This is a genomic window from Streptomyces viridochromogenes (genome assembly GCF_001270495.1).
Taxonomy (GTDB): domain Bacteria; phylum Actinomycetota; class Actinomycetes; order Streptomycetales; family Streptomycetaceae; genus Streptomyces; species Streptomyces viridochromogenes_A.
The window spans coordinates 1-23,058 of sequence record NZ_LGUR01000230.1 but is presented as its reverse complement, the minus strand read 5'-3'; the positions used below and the strand labels follow the sequence as shown (position 1 = coordinate 23,058).

The 23,058-nt window shown below is 70.4% G+C and carries 19 protein-coding genes and 1 pseudogene; 12 read left to right on the top strand and 8 right to left on the bottom strand.

What is annotated here, in order from left to right; translation table 11 throughout:
* Positions 1-4: 4 nt before the first annotated feature.
* Positions 5-1,099: an acyl-CoA dehydrogenase family protein gene (locus ADK36_RS33660; protein ID WP_048580157.1), complete on the bottom strand. Its 1,095-nt coding sequence runs from the start codon at positions 1,097-1,099 to the stop codon at positions 5-7.
* Complete coding sequence (locus tag ADK36_RS33655) at positions 1,096-1,512, bottom strand: nuclear transport factor 2 family protein (RefSeq protein WP_234329971.1); 417 nt, start codon at positions 1,510-1,512, stop codon at positions 1,096-1,098. Before ADK36_RS33655 ends, ADK36_RS33660 begins: the two co-directional genes overlap by 4 nt.
* Before the next feature lie 95 nt (positions 1,513-1,607).
* On the opposite strand from ADK36_RS33655, the gene ADK36_RS33650 reads away from it, so the two are divergent.
* From ADK36_RS33650 to ADK36_RS33625, 6 genes are read left to right on the top strand one after another with little or no spacing between them, the layout of a single operon-like run.
* A complete protein-coding gene (locus ADK36_RS33650) occupies positions 1,608-3,719 on the top strand; it encodes an ABC transporter permease subunit (RefSeq protein ID WP_053200148.1) in 2,112 nt (703 codons plus the stop codon).
* A 10-nt stretch (positions 3,720-3,729) separates the two neighbouring features.
* Complete coding sequence (locus ADK36_RS33645) at positions 3,730-4,416, top strand: ABC transporter ATP-binding protein (protein WP_338060806.1); 687 nt, start codon at positions 3,730-3,732, stop codon at positions 4,414-4,416.
* Entirely contained in the window at positions 4,413-5,123 is a 711-nt protein-coding gene (locus ADK36_RS33640) for an ABC transporter ATP-binding protein (protein ID WP_053200146.1), read from the top strand. The genes ADK36_RS33645 and ADK36_RS33640 overlap by 4 nt, the downstream gene beginning before the upstream one ends.
* Positions 5,120-5,527, top strand: a complete 408-nt coding sequence (locus ADK36_RS33635) for a hypothetical protein (RefSeq protein ID WP_063776807.1) — start codon at positions 5,120-5,122, stop codon at positions 5,525-5,527. The genes ADK36_RS33640 and ADK36_RS33635 overlap by 4 nt, the downstream gene beginning before the upstream one ends.
* Positions 5,490-5,810 carry a hypothetical protein gene (locus tag ADK36_RS33630; protein ID WP_048580152.1) on the top strand — a complete coding sequence of 107 codons (321 nt, stop codon included), beginning with the start codon at positions 5,490-5,492 and terminating at the stop codon, positions 5,808-5,810. Before ADK36_RS33635 ends, ADK36_RS33630 begins: the two co-directional genes overlap by 38 nt.
* A 25-nt stretch (positions 5,811-5,835) precedes the next feature.
* On the top strand, positions 5,836-7,137 hold the full coding sequence (locus ADK36_RS33625) for an amidohydrolase family protein (protein ID WP_048580151.1): 1,302 nt from the start codon (positions 5,836-5,838) through the stop codon (positions 7,135-7,137).
* Positions 7,138-7,230: 93 nt separating this feature from the next.
* Here ADK36_RS33625 and ADK36_RS33620 read toward each other — a convergent pair whose 3' ends face one another.
* From ADK36_RS33620 to ADK36_RS33605, 4 genes are all read right to left on the bottom strand, one after another.
* Entirely contained in the window at positions 7,231-7,908 is a 678-nt protein-coding gene (locus tag ADK36_RS33620; protein WP_048580150.1) for a response regulator, read from the bottom strand.
* A 23-nt stretch (positions 7,909-7,931) separates the two neighbouring features.
* Positions 7,932-9,116 carry a sensor histidine kinase gene (locus ADK36_RS33615; RefSeq protein ID WP_048580149.1) on the bottom strand — a complete coding sequence of 395 codons (1,185 nt, stop codon included), beginning with the start codon at positions 9,114-9,116 and terminating at the stop codon, positions 7,932-7,934.
* A gap of 92 nt (positions 9,117-9,208) precedes the next feature.
* The gene (locus tag ADK36_RS33610; protein ID WP_048580148.1) at positions 9,209-11,404 is read right to left on the bottom strand and encodes an MMPL family transporter; all 2,196 of its coding nucleotides are present in this window, start codon (positions 11,402-11,404) and stop codon (positions 9,209-9,211) included.
* Between the two features lie 689 nt (positions 11,405-12,093).
* Positions 12,094-12,696 carry a TetR/AcrR family transcriptional regulator gene (locus ADK36_RS33605; protein ID WP_048580147.1) on the bottom strand — a complete coding sequence of 201 codons (603 nt, stop codon included), beginning with the start codon at positions 12,694-12,696 and terminating at the stop codon, positions 12,094-12,096.
* A gap of 272 nt (positions 12,697-12,968) precedes the next feature.
* On the opposite strand from ADK36_RS33605, the gene ADK36_RS33600 reads away from it, so the two are divergent.
* The 6 genes from ADK36_RS33600 (at position 12,969) to ADK36_RS33575 (ending at position 21,740) form a co-directional block, all read left to right on the top strand.
* The gene (locus ADK36_RS33600) at positions 12,969-14,525 is read left to right on the top strand and encodes an ABC transporter substrate-binding protein (protein WP_048580146.1); all 1,557 of its coding nucleotides are present in this window, start codon (positions 12,969-12,971) and stop codon (positions 14,523-14,525) included.
* A gap of 8 nt (positions 14,526-14,533) precedes the next feature.
* A complete protein-coding gene (locus tag ADK36_RS33595; RefSeq protein WP_048580145.1) occupies positions 14,534-15,475 on the top strand; it encodes an ABC transporter permease in 942 nt (313 codons plus the stop codon).
* Positions 15,472-17,277, top strand: a complete 1,806-nt coding sequence (locus ADK36_RS33590) for a dipeptide/oligopeptide/nickel ABC transporter permease/ATP-binding protein (RefSeq protein ID WP_078916080.1) — start codon at positions 15,472-15,474, stop codon at positions 17,275-17,277. Before ADK36_RS33595 ends, ADK36_RS33590 begins: the two co-directional genes overlap by 4 nt.
* On the top strand, positions 17,274-18,185 hold the full coding sequence (locus tag ADK36_RS33585; protein ID WP_078916079.1) for an ATP-binding cassette domain-containing protein: 912 nt from the start codon (positions 17,274-17,276) through the stop codon (positions 18,183-18,185). Before ADK36_RS33590 ends, ADK36_RS33585 begins: the two co-directional genes overlap by 4 nt.
* 159 nt (positions 18,186-18,344) lie before the next feature.
* Positions 18,345-20,138: a beta-glucuronidase gene (gene uidA / locus ADK36_RS33580; RefSeq protein ID WP_048580144.1), complete on the top strand. Its 1,794-nt coding sequence runs from the start codon at positions 18,345-18,347 to the stop codon at positions 20,136-20,138.
* Positions 20,139-20,228: 90 nt separating this feature from the next.
* Positions 20,229-21,740, top strand: a complete 1,512-nt coding sequence (locus ADK36_RS33575) for a hypothetical protein (RefSeq protein ID WP_053200145.1) — start codon at positions 20,229-20,231, stop codon at positions 21,738-21,740.
* A gap of 284 nt (positions 21,741-22,024) precedes the next feature.
* Here the strand turns inward: ADK36_RS33575 and ADK36_RS50630 are convergent, their stop codons facing one another.
* Both ADK36_RS50630 and ADK36_RS51630 read right to left on the bottom strand, forming a co-directional pair.
* Positions 22,025-22,273, bottom strand: a complete 249-nt coding sequence (locus tag ADK36_RS50630; protein WP_048580142.1) for a hypothetical protein — start codon at positions 22,271-22,273, stop codon at positions 22,025-22,027.
* Between the two features lie 14 nt (positions 22,274-22,287).
* A pseudogene (locus ADK36_RS51630) lies at positions 22,288-22,527 on the bottom strand (AfsR/SARP family transcriptional regulator); the annotation flags it as partial.
* Positions 22,528-23,058 lie beyond the last annotated feature (531 nt).

Genomic DNA, 23,058 nt, shown 5'->3' with positions numbered 1-23,058 from the left:
CGTCTCACTCCTTCCCGAGGTCCAGCAGACGGCGGGCGACGATGTTGCGCTGGATCTCGGCGGTGCCGCCGTAGATGGTCGCGGCCCGCGAGTAGAGGTACTCGGTGCGCCACGTCCCGTCCGGCGCCAGCTCCACCGACCCCGGCAGTAGGTCCCGCGCCGTGTCGAAGAGCCGTTGCTCGGCACCGGCCAGCAGGATCTTGTCCACGGAGGTCTCCGGGCCGAGCCGCCCGCCGTCCGCCAGGGCCCGTTGTGTGGCGGCCGAGCGGCAGCGCACGCTGTGCAGGTCGAGCCAGACGGCACCCAGCGCGTCCGCGTCCGGCTCGCAGCCGTCGGCCAGGAGCCGGTCGAGGCGGCTGTAGAGGTGGGCGACGCGGTGCCAGAAGCAGGTGGACCGCTCGTGCGGCAACAGGTCCATCGCCAGCCGCCAGCCGTCGCCGGGGGAGCCCAGCAGCCGCCCGGCGGGGATCCGCACGTCGTCGAAGAACACCTCGGCGAACTCGTCGACGCCGTGCATCGTGCGAAGTGGCCGTACGGTGATGCCGGGGGAGTCCATGTCGACGAAGAAGGCGCTGATGCCGCCGTGCCCCGGCCCTCCCGTCCGGGCGAGCAGGACGCAGCGGGCCGCGTACTGGGCGAGGCTCGTCCACACCTTCTGCCCCGTCACCACCCAGTCGTCCCCCCGCGGGACCGCACGCGTGGACAGGGACGCCAGGTCACTGCCCGAGCCGGGCTCGGAGAAACCCTGGCACCACTGCTCCTCGCCGCCGAGCAGCCGGGGCACCATCTCGGCGGCGAGCGCGGGCGGCGCGTAGTCGATCAGCGTGGGGACCAGCACCTCGACCATCGACCACAGGCCGGGCTCGGCGAGGTCCCGCGAGGCGACCTCCTCGCCCAGCACCGCTCGCAGCATGCTCGGGCCGCCGAGTCCGCCGACCGCCTCCGGCCATCCGTGCCGCATCCAGTCCGCCGCCCACAGCTCCCGCCGGACGCGGGCCAGCTGGGCGACCTGGGCGTCCAGGGAGTGGTCCGTACCGGGGGACAGGTCGTGGCGGTCCAGCCAGGCGCCCAGCGCCCGGCGGAACTCCTCGATCCTCACGAGCGGGTGCGCTCGAAGGCGTGCGGGCGGCCCGAGTCGTGGGCGCCGCTGCGGCGGATGAAGGTCATGGCGCGGGTGCGCAGCCGCCAGCCCTCGGGGGTGCGGACGTAGGTGTCGTCGTAGTAGCCGATGCGCATGGCGTGCTCGGAGTGCTCGACGAAGCACAGGGGCTGGGTGCCGGTGGCCGTGTCGCCGGCCAGCTCGACCACCGGCGTGCCCACGAGGAACAGCCCCTTCGGGGCGGCGGAGACGAGCGCCGGGAACTCGTCGAGCGGGTAGGTGTCGCCGAAGGCGCTGTAGCTGCCGTCCGGGGCGAACACGGCGAGCACCCGGTCCACGTCACCGCGGGTCATGGCGACCGCGTAACGGGCGAGGAGCTGTTCGATCTCCACCAGGTCGTCGGTGACGCTCAAGGGCTTCGTCCTCTCGTACGAGAATGTCATTCTCACTAAAGGAGTATTGCTCCGGATGGTTGCTTCTCCAATAGGGAGAAGCTAATTTCCAAGACATGGATCAATTCCTGGCCTTCACGGTGGTCGGCCTGAGTACCGCCGCCGTCTATGCCGTGATCGGCACCGGTCTGGTGGTCACCCACGCCACCACCGGTGTGTTCAACTTCGCCCACGGCGCGGCCGGGATGCTGTCCGCCTTCGCCTACTGGCAGCTGGCCGTCGGCTGGGGCTGGCCGGTCCCGCTCGCCCTCGCCTTCGTCCTGCTCGTCCTGGCCCCCGCCTTCGGCCTGTTCGTGGAACGCGTGCTCATGCGGCCGGTGCAGGCGCTCGGCGAGGCCGAACGCCTCGTGATGACCGTCGCGCTGCTCACCGGGTGCATCGCGCTCGCCCGCTGGGTGTGGGACCCCAACACCGCGCGCCCGCTCACGCCGTTCCTCGCCGATCGGCCCGCGCTGCGCCTCGGCCCGGCCGCCGTCACCTGGCACCAGGCGATCACCATGGCCGTCGCCCTGGCGATCGCCGCGGCCCTCTGGGTCCTGCTGCACCGCACCCGCGCCGGCACGGAGATGCGCGCCTCCGTCGACGACCGGGCTCTCGCCGGCCTCACCGGCGCCGATCCGCTGCGTGCCACGCGGCTCGCCTGGGTGCTCGGCATCCAGCTCGCCGCCGTCGGCGGCATCCTCATCGCGCCCGCCGTCGCGCTCGACGCCCAGCAGCTGTCGCTGCTCATCGTCAGCGCCTACACCGCCGCCGTCTTCGGCCGTCTGCGCAGTCTGCCGCTCACCTTTCTCGGGGCTCTCGTCGTCGGCCTGCTGGAGGCCTACCTCGCGGGCTACCTGCCGCAGAACGACTACCTTCCGGGCCTGCGCCTGGCAGCCCCCGCTCTGCTGCTGTTCCTGGCCCTGCTCGCCTTCCCGCACCGCAGGCTGCGCGGCCGTGACCGCACCCCGGTACGGGTCCCGCTGCCCACGGTCCGCGGCAGCCTCCTCCTCGCGGGCACCGTCGTGCTCTTCGCGTTGGTCCTGGTGACGGTCCTGGCGGAGGACGACCTCCTCTCCTACGGCACGCTCTTCCCGCTCGGCGTCATCGCCCTGTCCTTCGTGCCCCTGGCGGGATACACCGGGCAGATCTCCCTGTGCCAGCTGTCCATCGCCGGCATCGGCGCCGTGGTCTGGGGACACCTCGGCGCGCACGGCGAGCTGTGGGCGCTGCCCGTCGCCATGCTGGTCACCGCGGCCGTCGGCGCGCTGATCGCCCTGCCCGCCCTGCGCCTGTCCGGCATCTATCTGGCGCTCGGCACCGCTGCCTTCGCCGTCGTCCTCGACCGCTGGATCTTCACTCTGCCCGCCTTCGATGTGCTGGGTGTGCGCATCACCTTCTTCGATCAGGGTTCGGTGACCGTCAGCGGCCCCGACCTGTTCGGCCTGCGCCTCACCTCACCGTCCCAGCTACTGGTGCTCTCCGCCGTCTGTCTCGCGCTCGCCTCGGTCGGTGTCGCCGCGCTGCGCCGGGGCCGGTTCGGCCGTCGGCTGATCGCGCTGCGCGACAGCGAGGCCGCCTACGCCACCCTCGGCGGACGGCTCCTCGTCACCAAGACGGCCGTCTTCGCTCTGTCCGCCGGGATCGCGGGACTGGGCGGTGCCCTGTACGGCATGCAGCTGCAGACCGTCACCGCCGACCAGTTCAATCTCATCGCCGGGCTGCCGATCTTCCTGATCGCGGTCATCGGCGGCCTCGGCGCCGTGGGCACGGGATTGTTCACCGGCATCGCCTTCGTCCTGCCGGCGCAGCTGATGAGCGGCCTCGGCTCCTGGGTGCACGACGTGACCGCCCTGCTCGTCGCCCTCGCGGGCATGGGCCTCGCCCACAGCCCCAGCGGTGTCCTGGCCCAGATGCGGGCCGAATGGGCGCCGCTGGGACGGAACCGGCCGTTGCTGTGCGGGCTGCTCGGCGTCCTCGGCGTGTGCTGGCTGCTCGCGGCGCTCGACGTGGCGAACGGATGGCTGCTCCTCGCGATCGCCCTCGTCACGGCCCTGCTGCTGCGCGTCCGCGCCGCCGCCGCACAGCGGCCGCCCACCGACATCCCGCCCGAGTGGTGGGGAGTACGCCGCCCTTGGCGGTCCGAGGACGGGGAGGTGCTGAGCCGTGCCACCATTGCTGCGGGCTGAGGAGATCACCGTGTCCTTCGGAGGACGCCGTGCCCTCGACGGCGTGTCGCTGACGGCCGAGGCAGGCCGGGTCACCGGCCTCATCGGGCCCAACGGCGCGGGAAAGTCCACGCTGTTCGACGTGGTCTGCGGGCTGCGCCGACCCCGCACCGGCCGTATCCGCCTCGACGGCCGCGACATCACCCGGGAAGGCCCCGCCCGTCGCGCCCGCCGCGGGATGTCCCGCACCTTCCAGCACCTGGAGCTCTTCGGCCGTCTCTCGGTGCGCGACAACCTGCTCGTCGCCGCCGAACTCGGCCCGGGGCGCCGCCACGCCGCCCGCACGGCCGACGCCGTACTGGCACGGCTCGGCCTGACCGGTGTGGCCGACGACGCGGCCGACGCGCTCCCCACCGGCCTGGCCCGCCTGGTCGAGGTCGGCCGCGCCCTCGTCCTCGGCCCGCGCGTCCTGCTCCTGGACGAACCCGCCGCGGGCCAGGACGCGGAGGAGACGCGGCGGTTCGCCGCCCTGCTGCGCTCCCTCGCCGACGAGGGCACGGCCGTCCTGCTCGTCGAGCACGACATGAGCCTGGTGATGAGCGTCTGCGACGAGGTGCACGTCCTCGACCTCGGCGCCGTCGTCGCCAGCGGCCCGCCCTCCCGCGTACAGACCGACGAGACGGTCCTCACCGCCTACCTGGGGGAGGTACGGCCATGAGCGGACCCCTGCTGGAGCTGGACGGCATCCGCGCCGCGCACGGCGGCATCACGGTGCTGCACGGCGTGAACCTGGCCGTCGAGGAGGGCCGGGTGGTGGCCCTCCTCGGTCCCAACGGCGCCGGCAAGACCACCCTGCTGTCGGTCGCCGCCGGTGTGCACCCGCCCAGCGCCGGCCGGCTGCTGCTCGGTGGCCGGGACGCCACCGGCATCCACCCGCGCGACCTCGCCCGCGCCGGCGTGTGCCTGGTGCCCCAGGGCCGTGGAGTCTTCCCCAACCTCTCCGTGCGCGACAACCTCCGGATGATGACCTTCACGGGCCGCACGCACGAGGAGATCGAGGAGATCGCCTACGCCCGCTTCCCCGTCCTCGGCACCCGGCGCGCCCAGCCCGCGGGCACCCTCTCCGGCGGCGAGCAGCAGATGCTCGCCCTCGCCCGCGGCATCGTCACCGACCCCGCCGTCCTGCTCCTCGACGAACTCTCCATGGGGCTCGCCCCGCTGGTCGTCGCCGAGCTCTACGAACTCGTCGCCGACATCGCCCGGCAGGGCGTCGCCGTGCTCGTCGTCGAGCAGTTCGCCGCCGCCGTACTGAAGATCGCCGACCACGCCGCCGTCCTCGCCCGCGGCCGCGTCCAGTGGCAGGGGCACCCCGACAGCTCCCTGCACGCCGAACTCTCCTCCTACTACCTGGGGAGCCCGATATGACCGCACCTCCCGAAGCGCGTGCAGAACGGTTCGTCCGCGAACTCGCCGAGCTGAAGATCCCCGACCCCGCCGCCGCCCGCGCCACGCTCTGGCTGCGGCTCGGCGGACTGCTCATGGCCGTGGGACTCGTCCTCGGCGCGCTCGCCTTCCCCCTCGCCCACGCAACCGACAACTTCCTCGCCCAGGGCGACGCCCTCGCCATCGGCCTCGGCGGCATCGCCGCCGCCGTGGTGGGCGGAGCCCTGTTCCTGCGCTACTCGCTCACCGGCTTCCTGCGCTTCTGGCTCGCCCGCCAGTCCTACGACCTCGACCGGCTGGGGGAGAGGCTCACCCCACCGGCACCCGCACCCCAAGGAGAACCGCGCCATGCCGTCACCCCGCATCCCGGCCCTGCGCCCCGGTGACCAACTGGCCTCGGCCACCGGCACCACCCGCGTCATCGTGATCCGGGCCCCGCAGGAGGCCACGGGCCCGGTCGAATGCGGTGGCAGCCCGATGATCCCGGCCCAGGACGCCCCTGCCGCACAGCCGGCCGGCCAGGCACCGGACACCCTCATCGGCAAGCGCTACGTCGACCCCGCCGACACGCTCGAACTCCTCTGCACCGCCTCCGGCACCGGCCACCTCACCTACGGAGGAAAGGCCCTGGCGGTCAAACCGCCCAAGGCCCTGCCCGCCTCGGACTGATCCGCCCACAGCCACAAGGAGTCCCATGGACCGCGATGACATGATCCTCATCAGCGTCGACGACCACATCATCGAACCGCCCGACCTGTTCGCCAACCACCTGCCGGCCCGCTACAAGAAGGACGCCCCGCGCCTGGTCCACCGCGAGGACGGCAGCGACGTCTGGCAGTTCCGGGACAGCTCCGTCGGCAACGCCGCGCTCAACGCGGTCGCGGGCCGTCCCAAGGAGGAGTACGGCATGGAGCCGCAGGGCCTGGAGGAGATCAGGCCGGGCTGCTACGACGTCGACGAACGCGTCGCCGACATGAACGCCGGTGGTGTTCTCGCCCAGCTGAACTTCCCCTCCTTCCCCGGCTTCTCCGCCCGGCTGTTCGCCACCGAGGACTCCGACTTCTCCATGGCCCTGGTGCGTGCCTACAACGACTGGCACATCGACGAGTGGTGTGCCGCCCACCCCGGCCGCTTCATCCCCATGGCCCTCCCGGCCATCTGGGACGCCGAGCTGTGCGCCCAGGAGATCCGGCGCGTCGCCGAGAAGGGCTGTCACGCCCTCACCTTCCCGGAGAACCCGGTACCGCTCGGCTACCCGAGCTTCCACTCCGAGTACTGGGACCCGGTATGGCGGGCGCTGACCGACTGCGGCACGGTGATGAACCTGCACATCGGCTCCTCCGGCCGCCTAGCCATCACCGCGCCCGACGCCCCGCCGGACGTGATGATCACCCTCCAGCCCATCAACCTCGTCCAGGCTGCGGCCGACCTGATGTGGTCCCGTGTCCTCAAGGAGTACCCGGCCATCAGGATCGGGCTGTCGGAGGGCGGCACCGGCTGGATCCCCTACTTCCTGGACCGCCTGGACCGCACCTACGAGATGCATGCCACCTGGACGCTCCAGGACTTCGGCGGCAAGGTCCCCTCGGAGATCTTCCGCGAGCACTTTCTGACCTGCTTCATCAGCGACCCGATCGGGGTGAAGCTCCGCCACGACATCGGCATCGACAACATCTGCTGGGAGGCCGACTACCCGCACAGCGACTCGATGTGGCCGAACGCCCCCGAGGAGCTCCACGAGGTGCTGACCGCGAACTCCGTGCCGGACGACGACATCAACAAGATGACGCACGAGAACGCCATGCGCTGGTACTCCTTCGACCCGTTCGCCCACGTTCCCCGCGAACAGGCGACCGTGGGCGCCCTGCGCAGGGCCGCGGGCGGCCACGATGTGTCCGTGAAGTCCCGCAGCCGCCAGATCGTCGCCCCCGCCGAGAAACTCGCCGTCTACCGCAAGAAGGCCGAGGCGGCGCTCGCCGCCGCGCAACCGAAGTGAGGCTGACGGCCGGCTGACGGGCACGCGCCGACGGAGCGTCCTTCCCGCGCGTGCCCCGGGAGACCTGGGCACCGGCCGCGGCCGGCCGGTGCCTCAGCCTTGCCGCTCTCCCGCGCGTACCAAGCCGGTCTCGTAGGCGATGACGACGAGCTGAGCCCGGTCGCGGGCGCCGAGTTTGGCCATGGCCCGGTTGGCGTGGGTCTTGACGGTGACGGGGGTGACGAAGAGTCGTTCGGCGATCTCGTCGTTGGCCAGGCCGGAGCCCACCAGGGTCAGCACCTCCCGTTCGCGGGGAGTCAGCGAGGCCAGCCGCGTGGCGTCCACTAGGTCGCCGGGGGAGGGCTGGGCGAGAACGCGGGTGATGAGGCCCTTGGTGGCTGCCGGGGAGAGCAGCGCCTCACCGGTGGCCACAAGGCGGACGGCTTCGAGGAGCTGTGCCGGTTCGACCCCTTTGCCCAGGAAGCCGCTCGCCCCGGCCCGGAGGGCCTCGACGACGAGGTCGTCCTCCTCGAAGGTGGTCAGGACGAGGATCTTGACGCCGGCCAGGTCCTCGTCCTGGGCGATCAGCCGGGTGGCTTCGATGCCGTCGGCCTCGGGCATCCGGATGTCCATGACGACGACGTCGGCGCGCTCGGACCGGGCCAGTTGGACTGCCTCCCGCCCGTTGGAGGCCTCCGCGACGACCTCCATGTCCGGCTGTGCGTCGATGAGCAGTCGGAAGGTGCCGCGGAGCAGGGCCTGGTCGTCGGCGAGCAGGACGCGAATGGTCATGGGCGGTGGTTCCTCACGGGGTGTCAGGCAGGTGCGGGGGAGAGCGAGAGCGGCAGCTCGGCGACGACCTGGAAGCCGCCTTCGGGACGCGGGCCGGCGGTGACGGTACCGCCGATGGCGGTGGCCCGCTCGTGCATGCCGATCAGTCCGTGGCCGGTGCCCGCGCCCTTCGGTGCGCCCGGGCGTCCGTCGTCCGTCACGGTGACCCGGAGTGAGTGCGCGCCGTAGTCCAGGACCACCGAGGCGCGGGACGCGGACGCGTGCTTGTGGGTGTTGGTGAGGGCTTCCTGGATGATGCGGTAGGCGGTGAGGTCGGTTGCGGGTGCCAGCGGCGAGGGGCCGCCCGTGCGGGTCACCGACACGGACAGCCCGCTCGCCTCGAAACCGGTGACGAGGGTGTCGAGATCGGCCAGACGCGGGATGGGGGCCCGCGCGCCCGGCGCGTCGTCGGGCTGACGCAACAGGCCGACGGTGGCCCGCAGTTCGTCGAGCGCGGCGCGGCTGTTGTCCTTGATGTGGGCCAGTGCCTCGTACGCCTGCTCGGGGTTGGCGCGCATGAGGTGGTGCGCCACGCCGGCCTGGGCGTTGACCAGGGTGATGTGGTGGGCGACGACGTCGTGCAGGTCGCGCGCGATGCGCACGCGTTCCTCGGTGACCCGGCGCCGCGCCTCTTCCTCCCGCGTGCGTTCGGCGTGTTCCACGCGTTCCCTGGCCGCCGCGAGGTTCTCACGGCGGCTGCGGACGGTGCGGCCGAGCGCGGTGGCCGCGATCGCGAAGTCCAACCGCAACAGACTGGCCCCCGCCACCAGGGACTCGGAGTGGGTGGCGGCGTAGACACCGGTGATCGCCACGGCCGAGGCTGCCCCGACCGTCCACGCGGTGCGCCGGCTGCCGAGGAGGGCGAGGGTGTACAGGGCGATCAGGCTCGCTCCCGGGGCCGGCGAGATGTGTGAGGCGACGGCCATCAGCGTGAGGTCACCCGCCAGGGTGAAGAGGGCGACGCCCAGGGGCCAGCGGCTTCGGAAGGCCAGCGGCACGCACGACAGCGTCGTCCACACGACCTCGTGCCAACGAGGCTCCTGCCAGCCGTCCTTGCCGACGGCGGCGGTCGCCGCCGCGGCGATCACGATCAGCGGTACCGCCGGCAGCGCGTCTTTGATCCGGTCATGACGGGCCAGCCACTGTCGCCACACCATGGGCAGTTCCATTCCCTCACTCTAAGCAGCGCCGACCGGTGGAAGGCGAGGTCACCCCCCCCTTCCACCGGCCCGCATGCGATGTCGGTCCGTCGTGGTGACGGTCAGTTGGCCAGGCCGGAGGGCTCCGGTTCCCGCACGGCGTACAGCGGATGCGCGGGCTCGTCGGCGGGGCCTTCCACGGACACGTTGGGCAAGGCCTTGTCCAGCCGGCGGGGCAGCCACCAGTTGGCCCGTCCGCACAGGTGCATGAGCGCGGGGACGACGATCATGCGGATCAGCAGGGCATCCACAGCGACCGCCACCGCGAGGCTGACGCCGAACTCGGAGATGACCCGCATGCCGCCGAAGACGAAGGAGCCGAAGACACAGACCATGATGGTGGCCGCGACGGCGATGACCTTGCCGGTCTCGGCCTGGCCGACCCGGACCGCGCGGTGGCTGTCGCCGGTGTGGGCCCACTCCTCGCGCATGCGGCTGACGAGGAAGACCTGGTAGTCCATGGAGAGGCCGAACATGATGCCGACGACCAGGATCGGCACGAACGACTCGATCGGTCCGCCGGCACCGAGACCGAGCAGTCCGGCACCGAAGCCGTACTGGAAGACCACCACGATCGCGCCGAAGGCCACTCCGATGCTGAGGATGTTCAGCAGTGCGCCGACCGCCGGGATGAGCAGGCTGCGGAAGGCGATGGTCAGCAGCAGGAAGCCGAGCGCGGCGATCACCAGCACGAAGACGGGGAGCTTGCCCATCAGGACCGAGGCGAAGTCGTCGTTGCTCGCGGTGACGCCTCCCACGTAGACCTTCATCGACGTGCCCCGCTCGGCTTGCGGGATCACGTCGTCACGCAGGTGGTGGATCAGGTCGGAGGTGGCCTCCGACTGCGGGGAGGTCGTCGGGACGACGGAGACCACCCCGACGGTCTGTCCGTCCTTCATGGGCGCGGAGTTGGCACTGGCGACACCGTCGACCTTCTCGAGGGCGGTGACCAGTTTCCTCTCGGCGGCCTTGCCGGCGGCGTCGGGGGCCTGGACCGCCAGGACGAGCGGGCCGTTGAAGCCAGGCCCGAACCCGTCGGCGATCATGTCGTACGCCTGACGGTTCGTCGAGGTCGTCGGCAGGTTGCCGTCGTCGGACGCGCCCAGACGCAGCGACAGCGTCGGCAGGGCGAGCGCCGCTAGCACGGCCAGGGCGACGAGGGCCAGCGTCTTGGGCCTGGCCTGCACCCGCTCGGCCCACCGGCCCCACAGCCCGGCCCGGCCCGAGGAGCGCGGCCGGGTCCAGCCGGACATCTCGCGGCGCTCCTTGCGGCCAAGGACGCGCGGGCCGATCATGCCGAGCAGCGCCGGGAGCAGGGTGATGGCGGCCAGCACGGTCAGTGTGACGGTGATCGCCGCGCCGATCGCCATGCCGTTGATGATGCCGACGTTCAGGGTGAGCATGCCCAGCAGCGCGACGACGACGGTCAGCCCGGCGAACACCACGGCCCGGCCGGAGGTGTTGAGGGCCTTGGCTGCCGATTCGGCGACGCTCATGCCCGCCATGAGGTTGGTGCGGTGCCGGTTGACGATGAACAGCGCGTAGTCGATGCCCACGCCCAGACCGATCAGCGAACCCAGGGTGAGCGTGGTGTCGGAGAGCGTGATGACGTGGCTGAGCAGGATCACCGTGACCGCGGAGGTGCCGACACCGACGATGGCCGTGATGATCGGCAGCGCCGCCACCCAGACGGCCCGGAAGACGAACAGCAGCACGATGAAGGCGAGGACGATGCCCATGACGTCGGCGACTGGGTTGGGAGCGGGGTTGACGGTGAACGCCTGCCCGTTCAGCGCGATGTGCAGGGTCCCCGACTCCGGGCCGGTGGCGATTTCCTTCACGTGGTCGACCTGGGTGTCCTCCACCTCCCGGTCGAATGCGACCGAGGCGTAGGCCGTCCGGCCGTCCTTGCTGATCTGCCCCTTGCCGAGCGGTGTGTAGGGGCTGGTCACCTCGGCGACGCCCGGTGCCTCGGCTATCTCCTGCAGAGTCCGGGTCATCGCCTGCTTGGCGGCGGGCTCGGTGACCTCGCCGCCGTTCACCTGCCAGACCACCCGGCCGCTCTTGCCCGCCGCACTGTTGGAGGCTTGCTGGAGCAGTGCCGTCGCCTTGGCCGAGTCGGTGTCCTGCGAGGTCGGGCTGTTGCCGAAGGCGCTGCCGGCCGCACCGACTCCGGCGCCGAGAGCGAGCAACAGGCCCACCCAGACCAGGACGACGGCGAGCCGGTGCCGGTGGCACCAGCGGGCGAGAGGGGACATCGACGTGCCTTTCCAGGGGAATGCCATGCGACCGGGCCGACGATCACGGCCCACTCTCACGCTCGCAGTTCTCCGGCCTCTCGTCATTGGCCGTTCGCAGACACTTGCGTCTACTGCGATCGCAGCAGACGCGGTGGCGAAGAAGGCCTTGCTCCCCTGGTGAGCGGAGCGGAAGCCGTGGGTTCAGAGTTGGGTGGCTACCTGCGTTTCCTGGATCACCGCCGTGTGATGGTCGACGAGACCCGCCTGGTGTCCTGCGCCTGAAATCCGTTGGTGGTCGGCGGTCGGATTCCCGCCGCCGACCAGGCGCGTTGACCGTCAGCGGCTCGGCCGGAACTGCCTGGGAACTTTCGGCGCAGGACACTGGCGGAGCTCCGATACATCCGACACCGAGACATCGGCTGCCGAGGCTCAGCCGACAGCGCGAGCCGTCCACTCGGCGATCCGGCGGTGCTCGGCCTCGTCGAGGTCTTCGGCGTGCCCGTCGGGCAGAAGGCCGTCGTGCGCGTGATCCCGTCGTACCCGACGACCTCCCGCAGGAGGTACGGGCGGCCGCACAGCGCGTCGTCCAGGAGACGCTGGCCCATTTCCGCCGTCACGTCGCCGACGCCACGAGGCCGCCGTGGTGGCGTACGGAGCCTGAGAGGTGCGCCGGGCCTCATCGAGACCTTTACCGAGGCCCAGGACGCCTACTTGTCATCGGTCTCGAACAGCAGACGCAGCAGGTCGTTGAGGGGTTCGATGATGTCCAGCTCCTGGTTCAGCAGCCATTTCCCCTGCAGGCCGCCGAGCATCGCCTCGATCATCAGGGCCGCGCTTTCGGGGCTGATGCCCTCGCGGAGCCTGCCGCGCTCGGCGTACTCCCGCAGTCCCTCCGTCAGGTGTGCCAGCCCGTGGGCCTGTCGGTCGACGAAGTAGGAGTGCGCGAGGTGGTCCGGGCGTGAAGCGGCGGCGGCGAGCTCGATCCACAGGCACATCAGCTCGGGGTGTTCCTGGTGCTTGCGGAGCCGGGCGCTGAAGTAGGGCGCGAGATCATCCACGCCGGTGACCTGGGCGGTGCCCTCCGCCCACTCCTCGGAGTCGCGCTGTGCGAGGACCGCGCCGAGGAGTTCCTCCTTGCCGCGGAAGTGGTGGAGCAGCCCGGCGGCCGTGATGCCGGCGCGTTCGGCGATGTCACGCAGGGAAGCTGCGGCGTACCCGTGCTCAGCGAAGCTCTCGCGCGCCGCGCGCAGGATCTCCTCCCGCCGGGCCGCCGACTTGGCGTACGGCCCGCGTGCCTTCGCCTGACTCACGGTGCGGTCACCCCTCCTCGCGAACTGTCCGCGACAGCAGTCCGGCGGACTCCGCCTCACCTTACGCAGCGAGCCAGGCCAGTCATATAACGGTCGGATAACGAACGGCGTCCGTGGTCTTCTCGTCCTTGCTTCCTGACCCTAGCGTCCGATCGAAAGCTAAACGGGTGTTAGGAATTTGCTCCTCCCGGGATCACCGCTGCGCGCTCAACCCCGCTGAGGGCGACGGCGAAGGCCTCAGAACCTCCGGTCGGCGGACGAAAGAAGCCACCATGCGTATTCGACCCCCGCACACCCCACCCCGGTCTCTCGCTCTGGTCGCCCTGGCCACCACGGCCGTGCTGCTCACGACGACGGCATGCGACAGCCAGGCGGCATCCTCGTCGTCCACGGCCTCGACGCTCTCCCTGGCCATCATGGGCACCCCGAACTCGTTCGCTCCCGCCCAGCTCACCGAGGGGCAGCAGGCCTACGTCTGGAGCTCCCTCTACGACACGCTGCTCCTCGTCGACGACGACGGCGAGCTCCGCCCGGGCGCGGCACGGCGCTGGACGTACTCCGACAGCGGCCGGACATTGACCCTGACACTGCGCACGGGCATGAAGTTCAGCTCGGGTTCCCCGGTGACGGCGGCCGCCGTGAAGGCGACCCTGGACCTGATCAGGACGTCCGGCCAGAACCAGACGCAACTCGCCGCCGTGGAGTCCGTCGACGCTCCCGACGACAAGACGGTGGTGCTGAAGCTCCGCAACGCGGACGCGTCGCTCCTGCACGCCCTGGCCGGGGCCGGCGGGGTGATCGCCGATCCCCGGACCATGAGGGCCGGCGGTTCCGCGCTGAATCCGGTCTCCTCGGGGCCCTACACCCTGGACAAGGGCGCGACGGTCAACGGGTCGGTCTACGTGCTCAAGCGGCGCGACGACTACTGGAACAAGCGGGCCTATCCGTTCCCCACCGTCAAGATCAAGGTGATCTCCGACCGCGCCGCCTCGGTCAACGCCTTGAAGGCCGGTGAGATCAACGCCGGTTCCGTGGAGGTGCAGCAGCTGGGCTCGCTGAAGTCGGCCGGCTTCACCACCAAGCGCATAGAGGCGACCTCGGTGGCCACGCTCCTGCTGTTCGACCGCAAGGGCGAAGTGCTCAAGCCGCTCGGAGACGTGCGGGTGCGCAAGGCCGTCAACATGGCCTTCGACCGGGAGAAGATGGTCCGGCTCTTCCTCAAGGGCTCCGGCAAGGCGACGGAACAGCTGTACCACCCCCTGGACGAGGGCTACGACCCCGCGCTCGACCACACCTACCCCCACGACCCGGCCGGCGCGAAGAAGCTGCTGGCCGAGGCCGGATACCCGGACGGATTCTCGGTGCACATGCCGAGCCTGTACTTCACCAAGCCCTTCGAGCCCACCATCTCGCAGTCGCTCGCGGACATCGGCGTCAAGGTCACCTGGGACCCCGTACCCGCCCAGCAGACCATCTCGGCCCTGGCCACCAGGAAATACCCCATGGCCCTGGTCATCGACGGGCTGGACCCCGTCCCGGTGCAGACCCGCGACTACTTCTCCCCGAACGGGTACCGCAACGTGTTCGCCTCCACCGACCCCCGGCTCACGCGGCTGCTGCTGAAGGCGAACGGCGAACACGACGCCGCGAAGGCGGCAGAGGTGTACAAGCAGATCGACGCGTTCACGGTGAACAACGCCTGGACGGCGCCCGTCTTCTACATCGGCGTCCACTGGGTGACCAAGAAGGGCATCGTCTTCCGCGGGGACGGCTCCTCGACACAGAACAGTCTCCGGCAGTTCGGTCTCGCCGGTCAGGCCGGTGGGTGAGCCTCGGCATGATCCTCCATGTGCTGCGCCGCCTGGCCACGGGACTGGTGCTGGCGGTCCTGGTCACCATGATCACGTTTCTGCTGCTGAGCACGTCGTTCGACGACATCGCCGGCAGCGTCCTCGGCAGCTCCGCGACGCCGGCCCGCATCGAGCAGCAGAAAGCACAGCTGGGACTCGACCGCCCGGTTCTCGTGCAGTACCTGGACTGGCTGTCCCACGCCGTGCGGGGCGACTTCGGACTGTCCTACTTCACCAGCGAGCCCGTGCGGTCGGCCATCACCGCGCGTCTTGGTGTCACCCTGTCCGTAGTGCTGGCGGCGCTCCTGCTCACCGCCGTCGTCGGGGTGACGCTGGGCGTGCTGGCGGCCACCCGGGGCGGAGTCGTCGACCGGGTCGCGCAGGGCGCCTCCCTCTTCGGCCACCTCGTGCCGAACCTGCTGATCGCCATCGGGCTCGTATGGCTCCTGGCCCTGCGCCTGCACTGGTTTCCGGCGACCGGCTACACGCCGCTGGGCGAGGATCCCACCCGCTGGGCGGCTTCGATCACCATCCCGGTCCTCGCCCTGACGGCGGCCGGAGCCGCCAGTCTCACCTCCCAGGTCCGCGGCGCCATGATCGACGAACTGCGCAAGGACTACGTCCGCACCCTCCGGACACGCGGCATCCGTCCCCGCGCGATCCTGTTGCGCCACGCCCTGCGCAACGCCGCGGGCCCGGCACTGACGGTGCTGTCCCTTGAGTTCGTGCAGATGTTCGGCGGGGCGCTGGTCATCGAGCAGGTCTTCGCGCTGCCGGGCTTCGGCTCGTACGCCTTCAACGCGTCCCTCCAGGGCGACATCCCGATCATCATGGGCATCACGCTCTTCGCGGTGCTGCTCGTGGTCTGCGTCAACCTCCTCGTCGACCTCGCGAACGGCTGGCTCAACCCGAAGGCGAGGATCCGATGAACACCCCACCGAGCAACGCCGCCCCCGCCCGCGAGCAGGGAGGCCGGGACGAGACCCCCGCGGGCGGCAGGGCGCCTGTGCGCCGGCTGCTGCGCGATCCGCAGGCGGTCCTCAGCGCCGGCGTCCTGCTGGTCGTCGTCGCGCTGGGCCTGCTCACCCCGTTCATCACCGAGCACGGCCCCAACCAGGCCTCACTCGAGGCGATCAACGACGAGGCCGGTACCCACGGCTATCCGCTCGGCGGGGACAAGAGCGGCCGCGACATCTTCGCCAGACTCCTCCACTCGGTCAACACCAGCGTCGTCTCGGCACTCATCGGTACCAGCATCGCCCTCGCCGTCGGCGTCACCTTCGGCCTGATCGGCGGATACTACGACCGGCGCCTGCGGGGTGTCACCGAGTGGGTGTTCAGTCTCGTGATGACCTTCCCGGGGCTGCTGCTGCTCATCGTGCTGCTCCCGGTGACCAGGGGCGACTACCGCGTCACGATGATGATCTTCGGGGTGCTGCTGTCGCCCGGCATCTACCGTCTGGTCCGCAATCTGGTCCTCGGCGTCAGGAACGAGCCGTACGTGGACGCCGCCCGGGTGTCGGGTCTGCCGGACCGGCGCATCCTCGGGCGGCACATCCTCTACACGGTCCGCGGCCCGGTCGTCATCGCCACCGCGTTTCTCGCCGGAGCGTCCATCGGCGTGCAGTCGGGCCTCGCCTTCCTCGGGGTCGGGTCCAGCACGGTCCCCAGTTTCGGCGCGATGATCGCCGACGGGTTCACCAACTTCTACGAGGAACCCCTTCAGTTGCTGTGGCCGAGCCTGGCGCTCGGGGTCATCACCGCCTGTCTGGTCCTGCTCGGCAACTCGCTGCGGGACGTGCTCGAGGGCGGACGGCCGAAGCCGTCCAGGATCACCGCGCCCTCGCGCCGGCCGACGACCGGACCGGCGGCTGAGGCGGATCCTCCTGGACTGCTGACCGTTCAGGACCTCGCCGTCGCCTACCCGACACCCTCGGACGGGTTGAACGAGGTCGTCAGCGGGGTCACCCTCAGCCTCAGGGCGGGGGAGACACTGGGGCTCGTCGGCGAGTCGGGGTCGGGCAAGACGCAGACCGCGTTCGCGATCCTCGGCGTACTGCCCGCCGAGGCGGTCGTCACCCGCGGCTCGGTCCGCCTCGACGGGCGCGAACTCCTGGGCCTGGGCGAGCGCGAACTGTCCGGCATACGCGGCAGGGCCATCGCGTACGTCCCCCAGGAACCGATGGCGAACCTCGACCCGTCCGCCACCGTGGGCTCCCAGCTCGTCGAGGGGCTGCGCGCGGCGACGCCGACGCCCCGGCGTGAGGCCCGCGAACGCGCGCTCGCCCTCCTCGACCGCGTCGGCATCGCCGATCCCCGGCGGGTGTTCGCCTCCTACCCGCACCAGCTGTCCGGCGGTATGGCGCAGCGGGTCCTCATCGCGGGCGCCGTCGCGAGCCGGCCGTCGCTGCTCATCGCCGACGAGCCGACCACCGCCCTGGACGTGACCGTCCAGGCTGAGATCCTGGACCTGCTGCGCGACCTGCGCGAGGAGCTGAACATGGCGCTCCTGCTCGTGACCCACAACTTCGGTGTCGTCGCCGACAGTTGCGACCGCGTCGCCGTCATGCGGCAGGGCCGGATCGTCGAGACCGGAGACGTGCTCGACCTCTTCCGCGCACCCGGGCACCCGTATACCCGTACGCTGCTCGACGCGATCCTCGACGAGCACGCACCGCGCACCGACCCGCCCGGCATCGCCGACGAGCGCCCGCTGAAGGAGGTGCGATGACCGCGCCGCTGCTCGGCCTGAGCGACCTGCGGGTCAGCTACCCCGGACATGGCCTCAGGGCCCGCCCCACCGAAGTGCTGCACGGAGTGTCCCTCCAGGCCCGCGAGGGCGAGACCCTCGGGATCGTCGGAGAGTCCGGCTCCGGGAAGACGACCCTCGGGCGGGCCGTCCTCGGACTGGTGAAACCCAGCGGTGGGAACGTCCGGTTCCAGGGCCGGGACATCACCCACTCCTCCCGCAAGGAACGCCGCGCGCTCGCCCGGGACATCCAAGTCGTCTTCCAGGACCCGTACAGCTCACTCAACCCCGCCCTGGCCGTCGGCGACATCCTCAGCGAGCCGCTGACGGCACACGGTGCCACGGCACGCGAAGCACGGGCCCGCGTCGCGGAGTTGCTGGATCAGGTGGGGCTGCCCGGGGACGCGGCCCGGCGGCTGCCACGCGAGTTCAGTGGCGGACAACGGCAGCGGGTGGCGATCGCCCGCGCCCTCGCGCCCGTACCGCACCTGATCGTCTGCGACGAACCCGTCTCCGCCCTCGACCTGACGACCCAGGCCCGCGTGCTGGACCTGCTCGTCGACATCCAGCGACGCACCTCGGTCGCCTACCTGTTCATCTCGCACGACCTGGCCGTCATCCGGCACGTCAGCCATCGCGTGTGCGTCATGCGCGGCGGTGAGATCGTCGAGACCGGAACCGCCGGGCAGGTCACCTCCCGGCCCCGACACTCCTACACGCAGCGGCTGGTGCTCGCGGCGCCCGTCCCCGATCCGGTCGAGCAGCGCGAGCGCCGGGAGCGACGCCACCGGCTCCTGGCACGCGAGCGGGCGGACCTCTCCGGGGCGCGGATCCCTCGCCGCGCCGCAGCCGCACCGGAGGAGTGGAACGACACCGACAGGGACGCCTGAACCCGTGCGCACCGCGGACCCGCCGGAGAGCCCGACGGTGACGCAGGCCGTCGCCGCGGCGAGCGGACGCGCTCGCGACCGACACGGGCCCGACCGCCACCCGGACGGCCATGTCGCCACCCGGCGGCCCCACACCTCGGAACAGGAACTCGGAGACCCATGCTGAAGCCCCTCGCCACCGCCACCCGTGAACTGCTCCGCCTCGACGGCCTGTGGGACTTCGCCGTCGACACGGCCGTGGGCGAACGCCCCTGGGCCGGACCGCTCGACACCCGCCTCGAGGCCGCCGTGCCCGCCAGCTACAACGACCTGTTCACCGACAGCGCGATCCGCGAGCACGTCGGCTGGGTCTGGTACCAGCGCAGGGTCCGTGTGCCCCGGGGCTGGTCGGGTGACCGGGTGCTGCTGCGCCTGGACGCCGCCACGCACGAGGGCAGGGTGTACGTCGATGACGTGCTGGTCGCCGAACATATCGGTGGATACACGCCGTTCGAGGCCGACATCACCGAACGCGTCACCGCGGGGCAGGAGTTCCGTCTGACGATCGGCGTCAACAACGAACTCACCAACGTGACGATTCCCCCCGGCACGATCATCGTCACCGAGGACGGCCGCCGTCAGCAGAAGTACCACCACGACTTCTACAACTACGCCGGCCTCGCCCGCTCGGTGTGGCTGTACAGCGTGCCACCGGCCCACATCCAGGACATCACCGTCGTCACCGGGCTCGACTCGACGACCGCGACGGTGCAGTACGAGATCGAGACCAGCGAACCCGCCGCCGTGCGCGTCAGGATCCTGGACGCCGAAGGGGCCGAGGTGGCCGTGGGGCAGGGCGCGAGCGGGACGCTGCGCATCGAGGACGTGACACCGTGGCGGCCGGGCGCCGCGTACCTGTACGACCTGGTCGCCGAGATCGTGGACGGTGCGGAGGTACGGGACACCTATCCCCAGTCGTTCGGCGTGCGCACCGTCGAGGTCCGAGACACCCGGTTCCTCATCAACGGCGAGCCCTTCTACTTCACGGGCTTCGGCAAGCACGAGGACACTCCCGTGCGTGGCAAGGGTCACGACGACGCCTACCTGGTGCACGACTTCCAGCTCATGGAGTGGATGGGCGCCAACTCCTTCCGCACGACGCACTATCCGTACGCCGAGGAGGTGCTGGACTTCGCCGACCGGCACGGGATCGTCGTCATCGACGAAACCGCCGCCGTCGGCCTCAACCTCGCCGTCCAGGGAGGGCTGACGGGCCGCCCGCACCCGCCGACCTACTCGGAGGACACCCTCAACGACGACACGCGCGCGGCGCACGCCCGAGCCGTCCGGGAGCTGATCGGCCGCGACAAGAACCACCCCAGCGTGGTCATGTGGTGCGTCGCCAACGAGCCGTCCACCCACGAGGACGGTGCGCGCGAATACTTCGAGCCGCTGGTCGAACTCACCCGCAAGCTCGATCCGACCCGTCCCGTCTGCAGCACGGCGTCCCTTCTCACCACGCACGAGAACGACCGTATCGCCGACCTGTTCGACGTCGTCTGCCTCAACCGGTACTACGGCTGGTACCTCGCCAACGGCGACCTCACCACCGCGGAGGCGCTCATGGACGCGGAGCTGCGGGCCTGGGTCGACAAGCTCGGCAAGCCGGTCCTGATGACCGAGTACGGCGCCGACACGCTGCCGGGTCTGCACTCGGTCTGGGACCAGCCGTGGACGGAGGAGTACCAGGTGGCCTACCTGGCGGCGAACCACCGCGCCTTCGACCGCTGCGAGGCCGTCGTGGGCGAACACGTGTGGAACTTCGCCGACTTCCAGACCTCCCCCGGCATCCACCGCGTCGACGGCAACCGCAAGGGTGTCTTCACCCGTGAGCGCCGTCCCAAGGCCGCCGCTCACGCCCTGCGGGCGCGTTGGACCCCGCTGTCCGGCCGCAAGCCGTCGACCGACGCCTGACCGGCTCACCGCACACCGATTCCCACGACTGTTGGAAGCGAGGTTTCCCCAGTGCTCTCACCTACGAGACACCCCGCGAAACGAACGCTGTTGGCAGGAGGTGCCGCGGCGATCCTCGTCATCTCCTCGCACTCCGGCGCGGCTCTGGCAAGGACGTCTGAGCCGCCCGCCGGCGTCGCGGTCGACTTCGGTTCGACGAAAGGCCCGCTGCCGCGGCCCGAGGCACACAACAACTTCGGCAGCCTCAACTCATGGCCCCAGCAGCGCGCCGACGACGTGGCGTTCCTCAACAAACAGGGACTGCACGGTCAGATCTACCGCGTGTGGGTCAGCAGCCCGAAAGCGCCTGCCGAGAGCAACGTCTTCAACCTGTGCCACCTGGAGACCCAGTCCTGCGACCTGTCCATACTGGACGACTACCTCACCGACGCGAGCACCGTGTCCGACGAGCTGCTGGTGAACGTCAACCCCACGGCCTTCGTCGAGGGCAAGAGGCCGTGGAAGGACCTCGCTCCGATGCTGGAGCTGATCATCCGCAGCCTGAAGGAGAAGTACCCACGCGTCACGTACATCGAAGCGTTCAACGAACCGGACTGGCAGTTCCACGGAGAACAGCGCCACGACGGACACCCCGCTGAGGAGACGACACTGCAGCCCGACGGTCTGTACGGCTACTACGCGCCGTTCTACGAGGCCGTCGACAAGGTCAACAGGGGACTGCGGCCTGCGGACCGGATCAAGGTCGGCGGGCCGAGCTTGTCCCTGATGGACCCCAAGTGGGTGAAGCCCTTCCTCGACGCGTACGCGGCCGACCGGAACCCGCGCAAGCGCCTGGACTTCCTCTCGTACCACTCCTACCTCGCATGGGACGACGACTACCAGGTGGCGAAGCCCTACAAGGACGACCTCCGGGTGGTGGCGTCCCAGCGGAAGATCCTCCAGGGGTGGCTGAGGGAGCGCCGACTCGACCAGCACCTCCCCGCCTTCATCACCGAAACGGGCATCTACCCCGGGCCGAGCTTCGACGACACCGACCCGAGGAAGGACTACATCCGGCAGGCGGCCGCCATGGCCACCTACGGCTACCTGTACGCGAACCAGCCCGGCACGCGGCTGTTCAACTGGAACGTCCGGCACCGGGTCGAGGAACGCAAGGACCAGCTGGTGACCCGCACCCCGAACGGGCCGCTGAAGGACACCTTCACCCCTTACGGGAACATGATGCTGATGCAGTCCAAGATGAAGGACACCCGGGTGTCGGCCGTCGCGGAAGCCGCACTTGAAGGGGACAACGGCCTCTACGCGATGGCCTCGAAGGACCGCTCGGGCGCGTCGCTGATGGTCTGGAACTGGCAGCACGTGGGAGACCGCAGCCACCGGGCCACCATCACCATGTCCCGGATACCGTCGCAGCTCCGGCACGGCCCGGTCCGCGAGCGCGTGTACCGGATCGACCAGACGGCGAGCAACTACTTCGGTGACCCGGCCAAGGCCAGTCTCCAACTGGTCAGGGAGAGGATCGTCAGGTTGGGCAAAACCTACACCGAGACGGTCGACCTCCCGCCCAACGCGATCCACCTGATTCTCCTCGAACGCGCCTGACGAACGAGGATCGTCCCGAGACGACATCAGGGCCCCGCTCCGGCCGATGGATCACCGTATCCACACCGCACGGAAGCAAGGCCCTGTTGATCTTCGGCCGACCCGGATGCCAGCCGGTGTTGCCGGACCCGGGTCCGCTGTCGCCTTGCCCGGGTTCGACGCCCCACGCGCGGAATTGCGCAGGCGTAAGTCTCCAGCCCGACGGCACGTGGCAGAGTGAAGCGCTCCGGGTCTGATGGAGGCTCCGGCCTGCCCCGAGTTGCGTGGAGTCGGGACGGCTGATTTCACGTTACAGACGTTGTTCGCAGCTCGTATTCGACGAGGGTGAGCATTTCGAGCGCGAGCCTTGTCTCGCCCACGCCACCCTGACCGGTCAACGTGCGGATGCTGGTGCGGCCAAGAAGCTTCAGCGTCGCCTCGACTTCCCTCTCGCGCTCCAGACAGGGCATGGCGAGTCGGCCCGTGCCCGTCGGCCCGGACGGCATCGCTCCGGAGCCCGCCCCGCCCGTGTCCCGCAGGATGAGTCGCTCCATCTCCTGCGCAGGCGAGCCCCGGGCGCGAGCCCGTATCGGTCGTCCAGCACGCGCCGAGCCCCTTGGGAGACAGCCAGGGCATCGGCCTGCCGTTTCAGCCGGGACAGGGTCAGCATCCGTAGCGACCAGAACTCCTCGACCTGCGGATGCCGCCTCGTCAGCGTCAGCAGCTCTGCGGCAGCCGTGTCGCACGCCCCTTGGTCCACCTCTGTGGTCAGACACTCCGTGAGTGCGTGCAAGCAGAATCGGACCACCAAGGCGCCAGCGCGCGCCGATACGCGTCGGCCGCGCCACCCACGCCGCCCCTCTGGCACACTTCCCCGGCCTCGGACAACGCGCTCTCGAACCGCGCCGAGTCGACGGCCCGACCTGGAAGGTCGAGCAGGTAGCCGCCCGGCACGGCACACACCACGCCCCGGCCGGGCACGTGCCTCAGCAATGACACCCGTGCCGGTACGGCGTTACGGATCTCTGGCTTGTGCGCCTCCTGCTCCGGCAGACCCCTCACCTGTCGCACGATCTCGGTGGTTGCCACGGGACCCCCACGGATCGGGCAAACAACGTGACAGGCCCTCGTGCTCGCCCTCCGGCGATCTCGAGCCGTCGGTCCCCGGCGTGAATGTCGAGTGTTCCGAGGACATGCACGTCGAGGGCGTCGCCTGCGGTGGGCCCACGGTGAGAACGACGCACAGGTCATCGTCAGTCACCATCGCCGACCACCGTCTCGCGCGGCACGCTCCCTGCGGGGACGCCGGACGGCGAGGATGACGAGTCATGACGATCGT

Coding starts and splice junctions, on each gene's coding strand:
- ADK36_RS33630 (WP_048580152.1), top strand. CDS start 5,490: ATGCCGTCACCCCGCATCCCGGCCCTGCGCCCCGGTGACCAACTGGCC.
- ADK36_RS33620 (WP_048580150.1), bottom strand. CDS start 7,908: ATGACCATTCGCGTCCTGCTCGCCGACGACCAGGCCCTGCTCCGCGGC.
- ADK36_RS33635 (WP_063776807.1), top strand. CDS start 5,120: ATGACCGCACCTCCCGAAGCGCGTGCAGAACGGTTCGTCCGCGAACTC.
- ADK36_RS33615 (WP_048580149.1), bottom strand. CDS start 9,116: ATGGAACTGCCCATGGTGTGGCGACAGTGGCTGGCCCGTCATGACCGG.
- uidA (WP_048580144.1), top strand. CDS start 18,345: ATGCTGAAGCCCCTCGCCACCGCCACCCGTGAACTGCTCCGCCTCGAC.
- ADK36_RS33640 (WP_053200146.1), top strand. CDS start 4,413: ATGAGCGGACCCCTGCTGGAGCTGGACGGCATCCGCGCCGCGCACGGC.
- ADK36_RS33600 (WP_048580146.1), top strand. CDS start 12,969: ATGCGTATTCGACCCCCGCACACCCCACCCCGGTCTCTCGCTCTGGTC.
- ADK36_RS50630 (WP_048580142.1), bottom strand. CDS start 22,273: ATGGAGCGACTCATCCTGCGGGACACGGGCGGGGCGGGCTCCGGAGCG.
- ADK36_RS33590 (WP_078916080.1), top strand. CDS start 15,472: ATGAACACCCCACCGAGCAACGCCGCCCCCGCCCGCGAGCAGGGAGGC.
- ADK36_RS33595 (WP_048580145.1), top strand. CDS start 14,534: ATGATCCTCCATGTGCTGCGCCGCCTGGCCACGGGACTGGTGCTGGCG.
- ADK36_RS33585 (WP_078916079.1), top strand. CDS start 17,274: ATGACCGCGCCGCTGCTCGGCCTGAGCGACCTGCGGGTCAGCTACCCC.
- ADK36_RS33625 (WP_048580151.1), top strand. CDS start 5,836: ATGGACCGCGATGACATGATCCTCATCAGCGTCGACGACCACATCATC.
- ADK36_RS33610 (WP_048580148.1), bottom strand. CDS start 11,404: ATGTCCCCTCTCGCCCGCTGGTGCCACCGGCACCGGCTCGCCGTCGTC.
- ADK36_RS33650 (WP_053200148.1), top strand. CDS start 1,608: ATGGATCAATTCCTGGCCTTCACGGTGGTCGGCCTGAGTACCGCCGCC.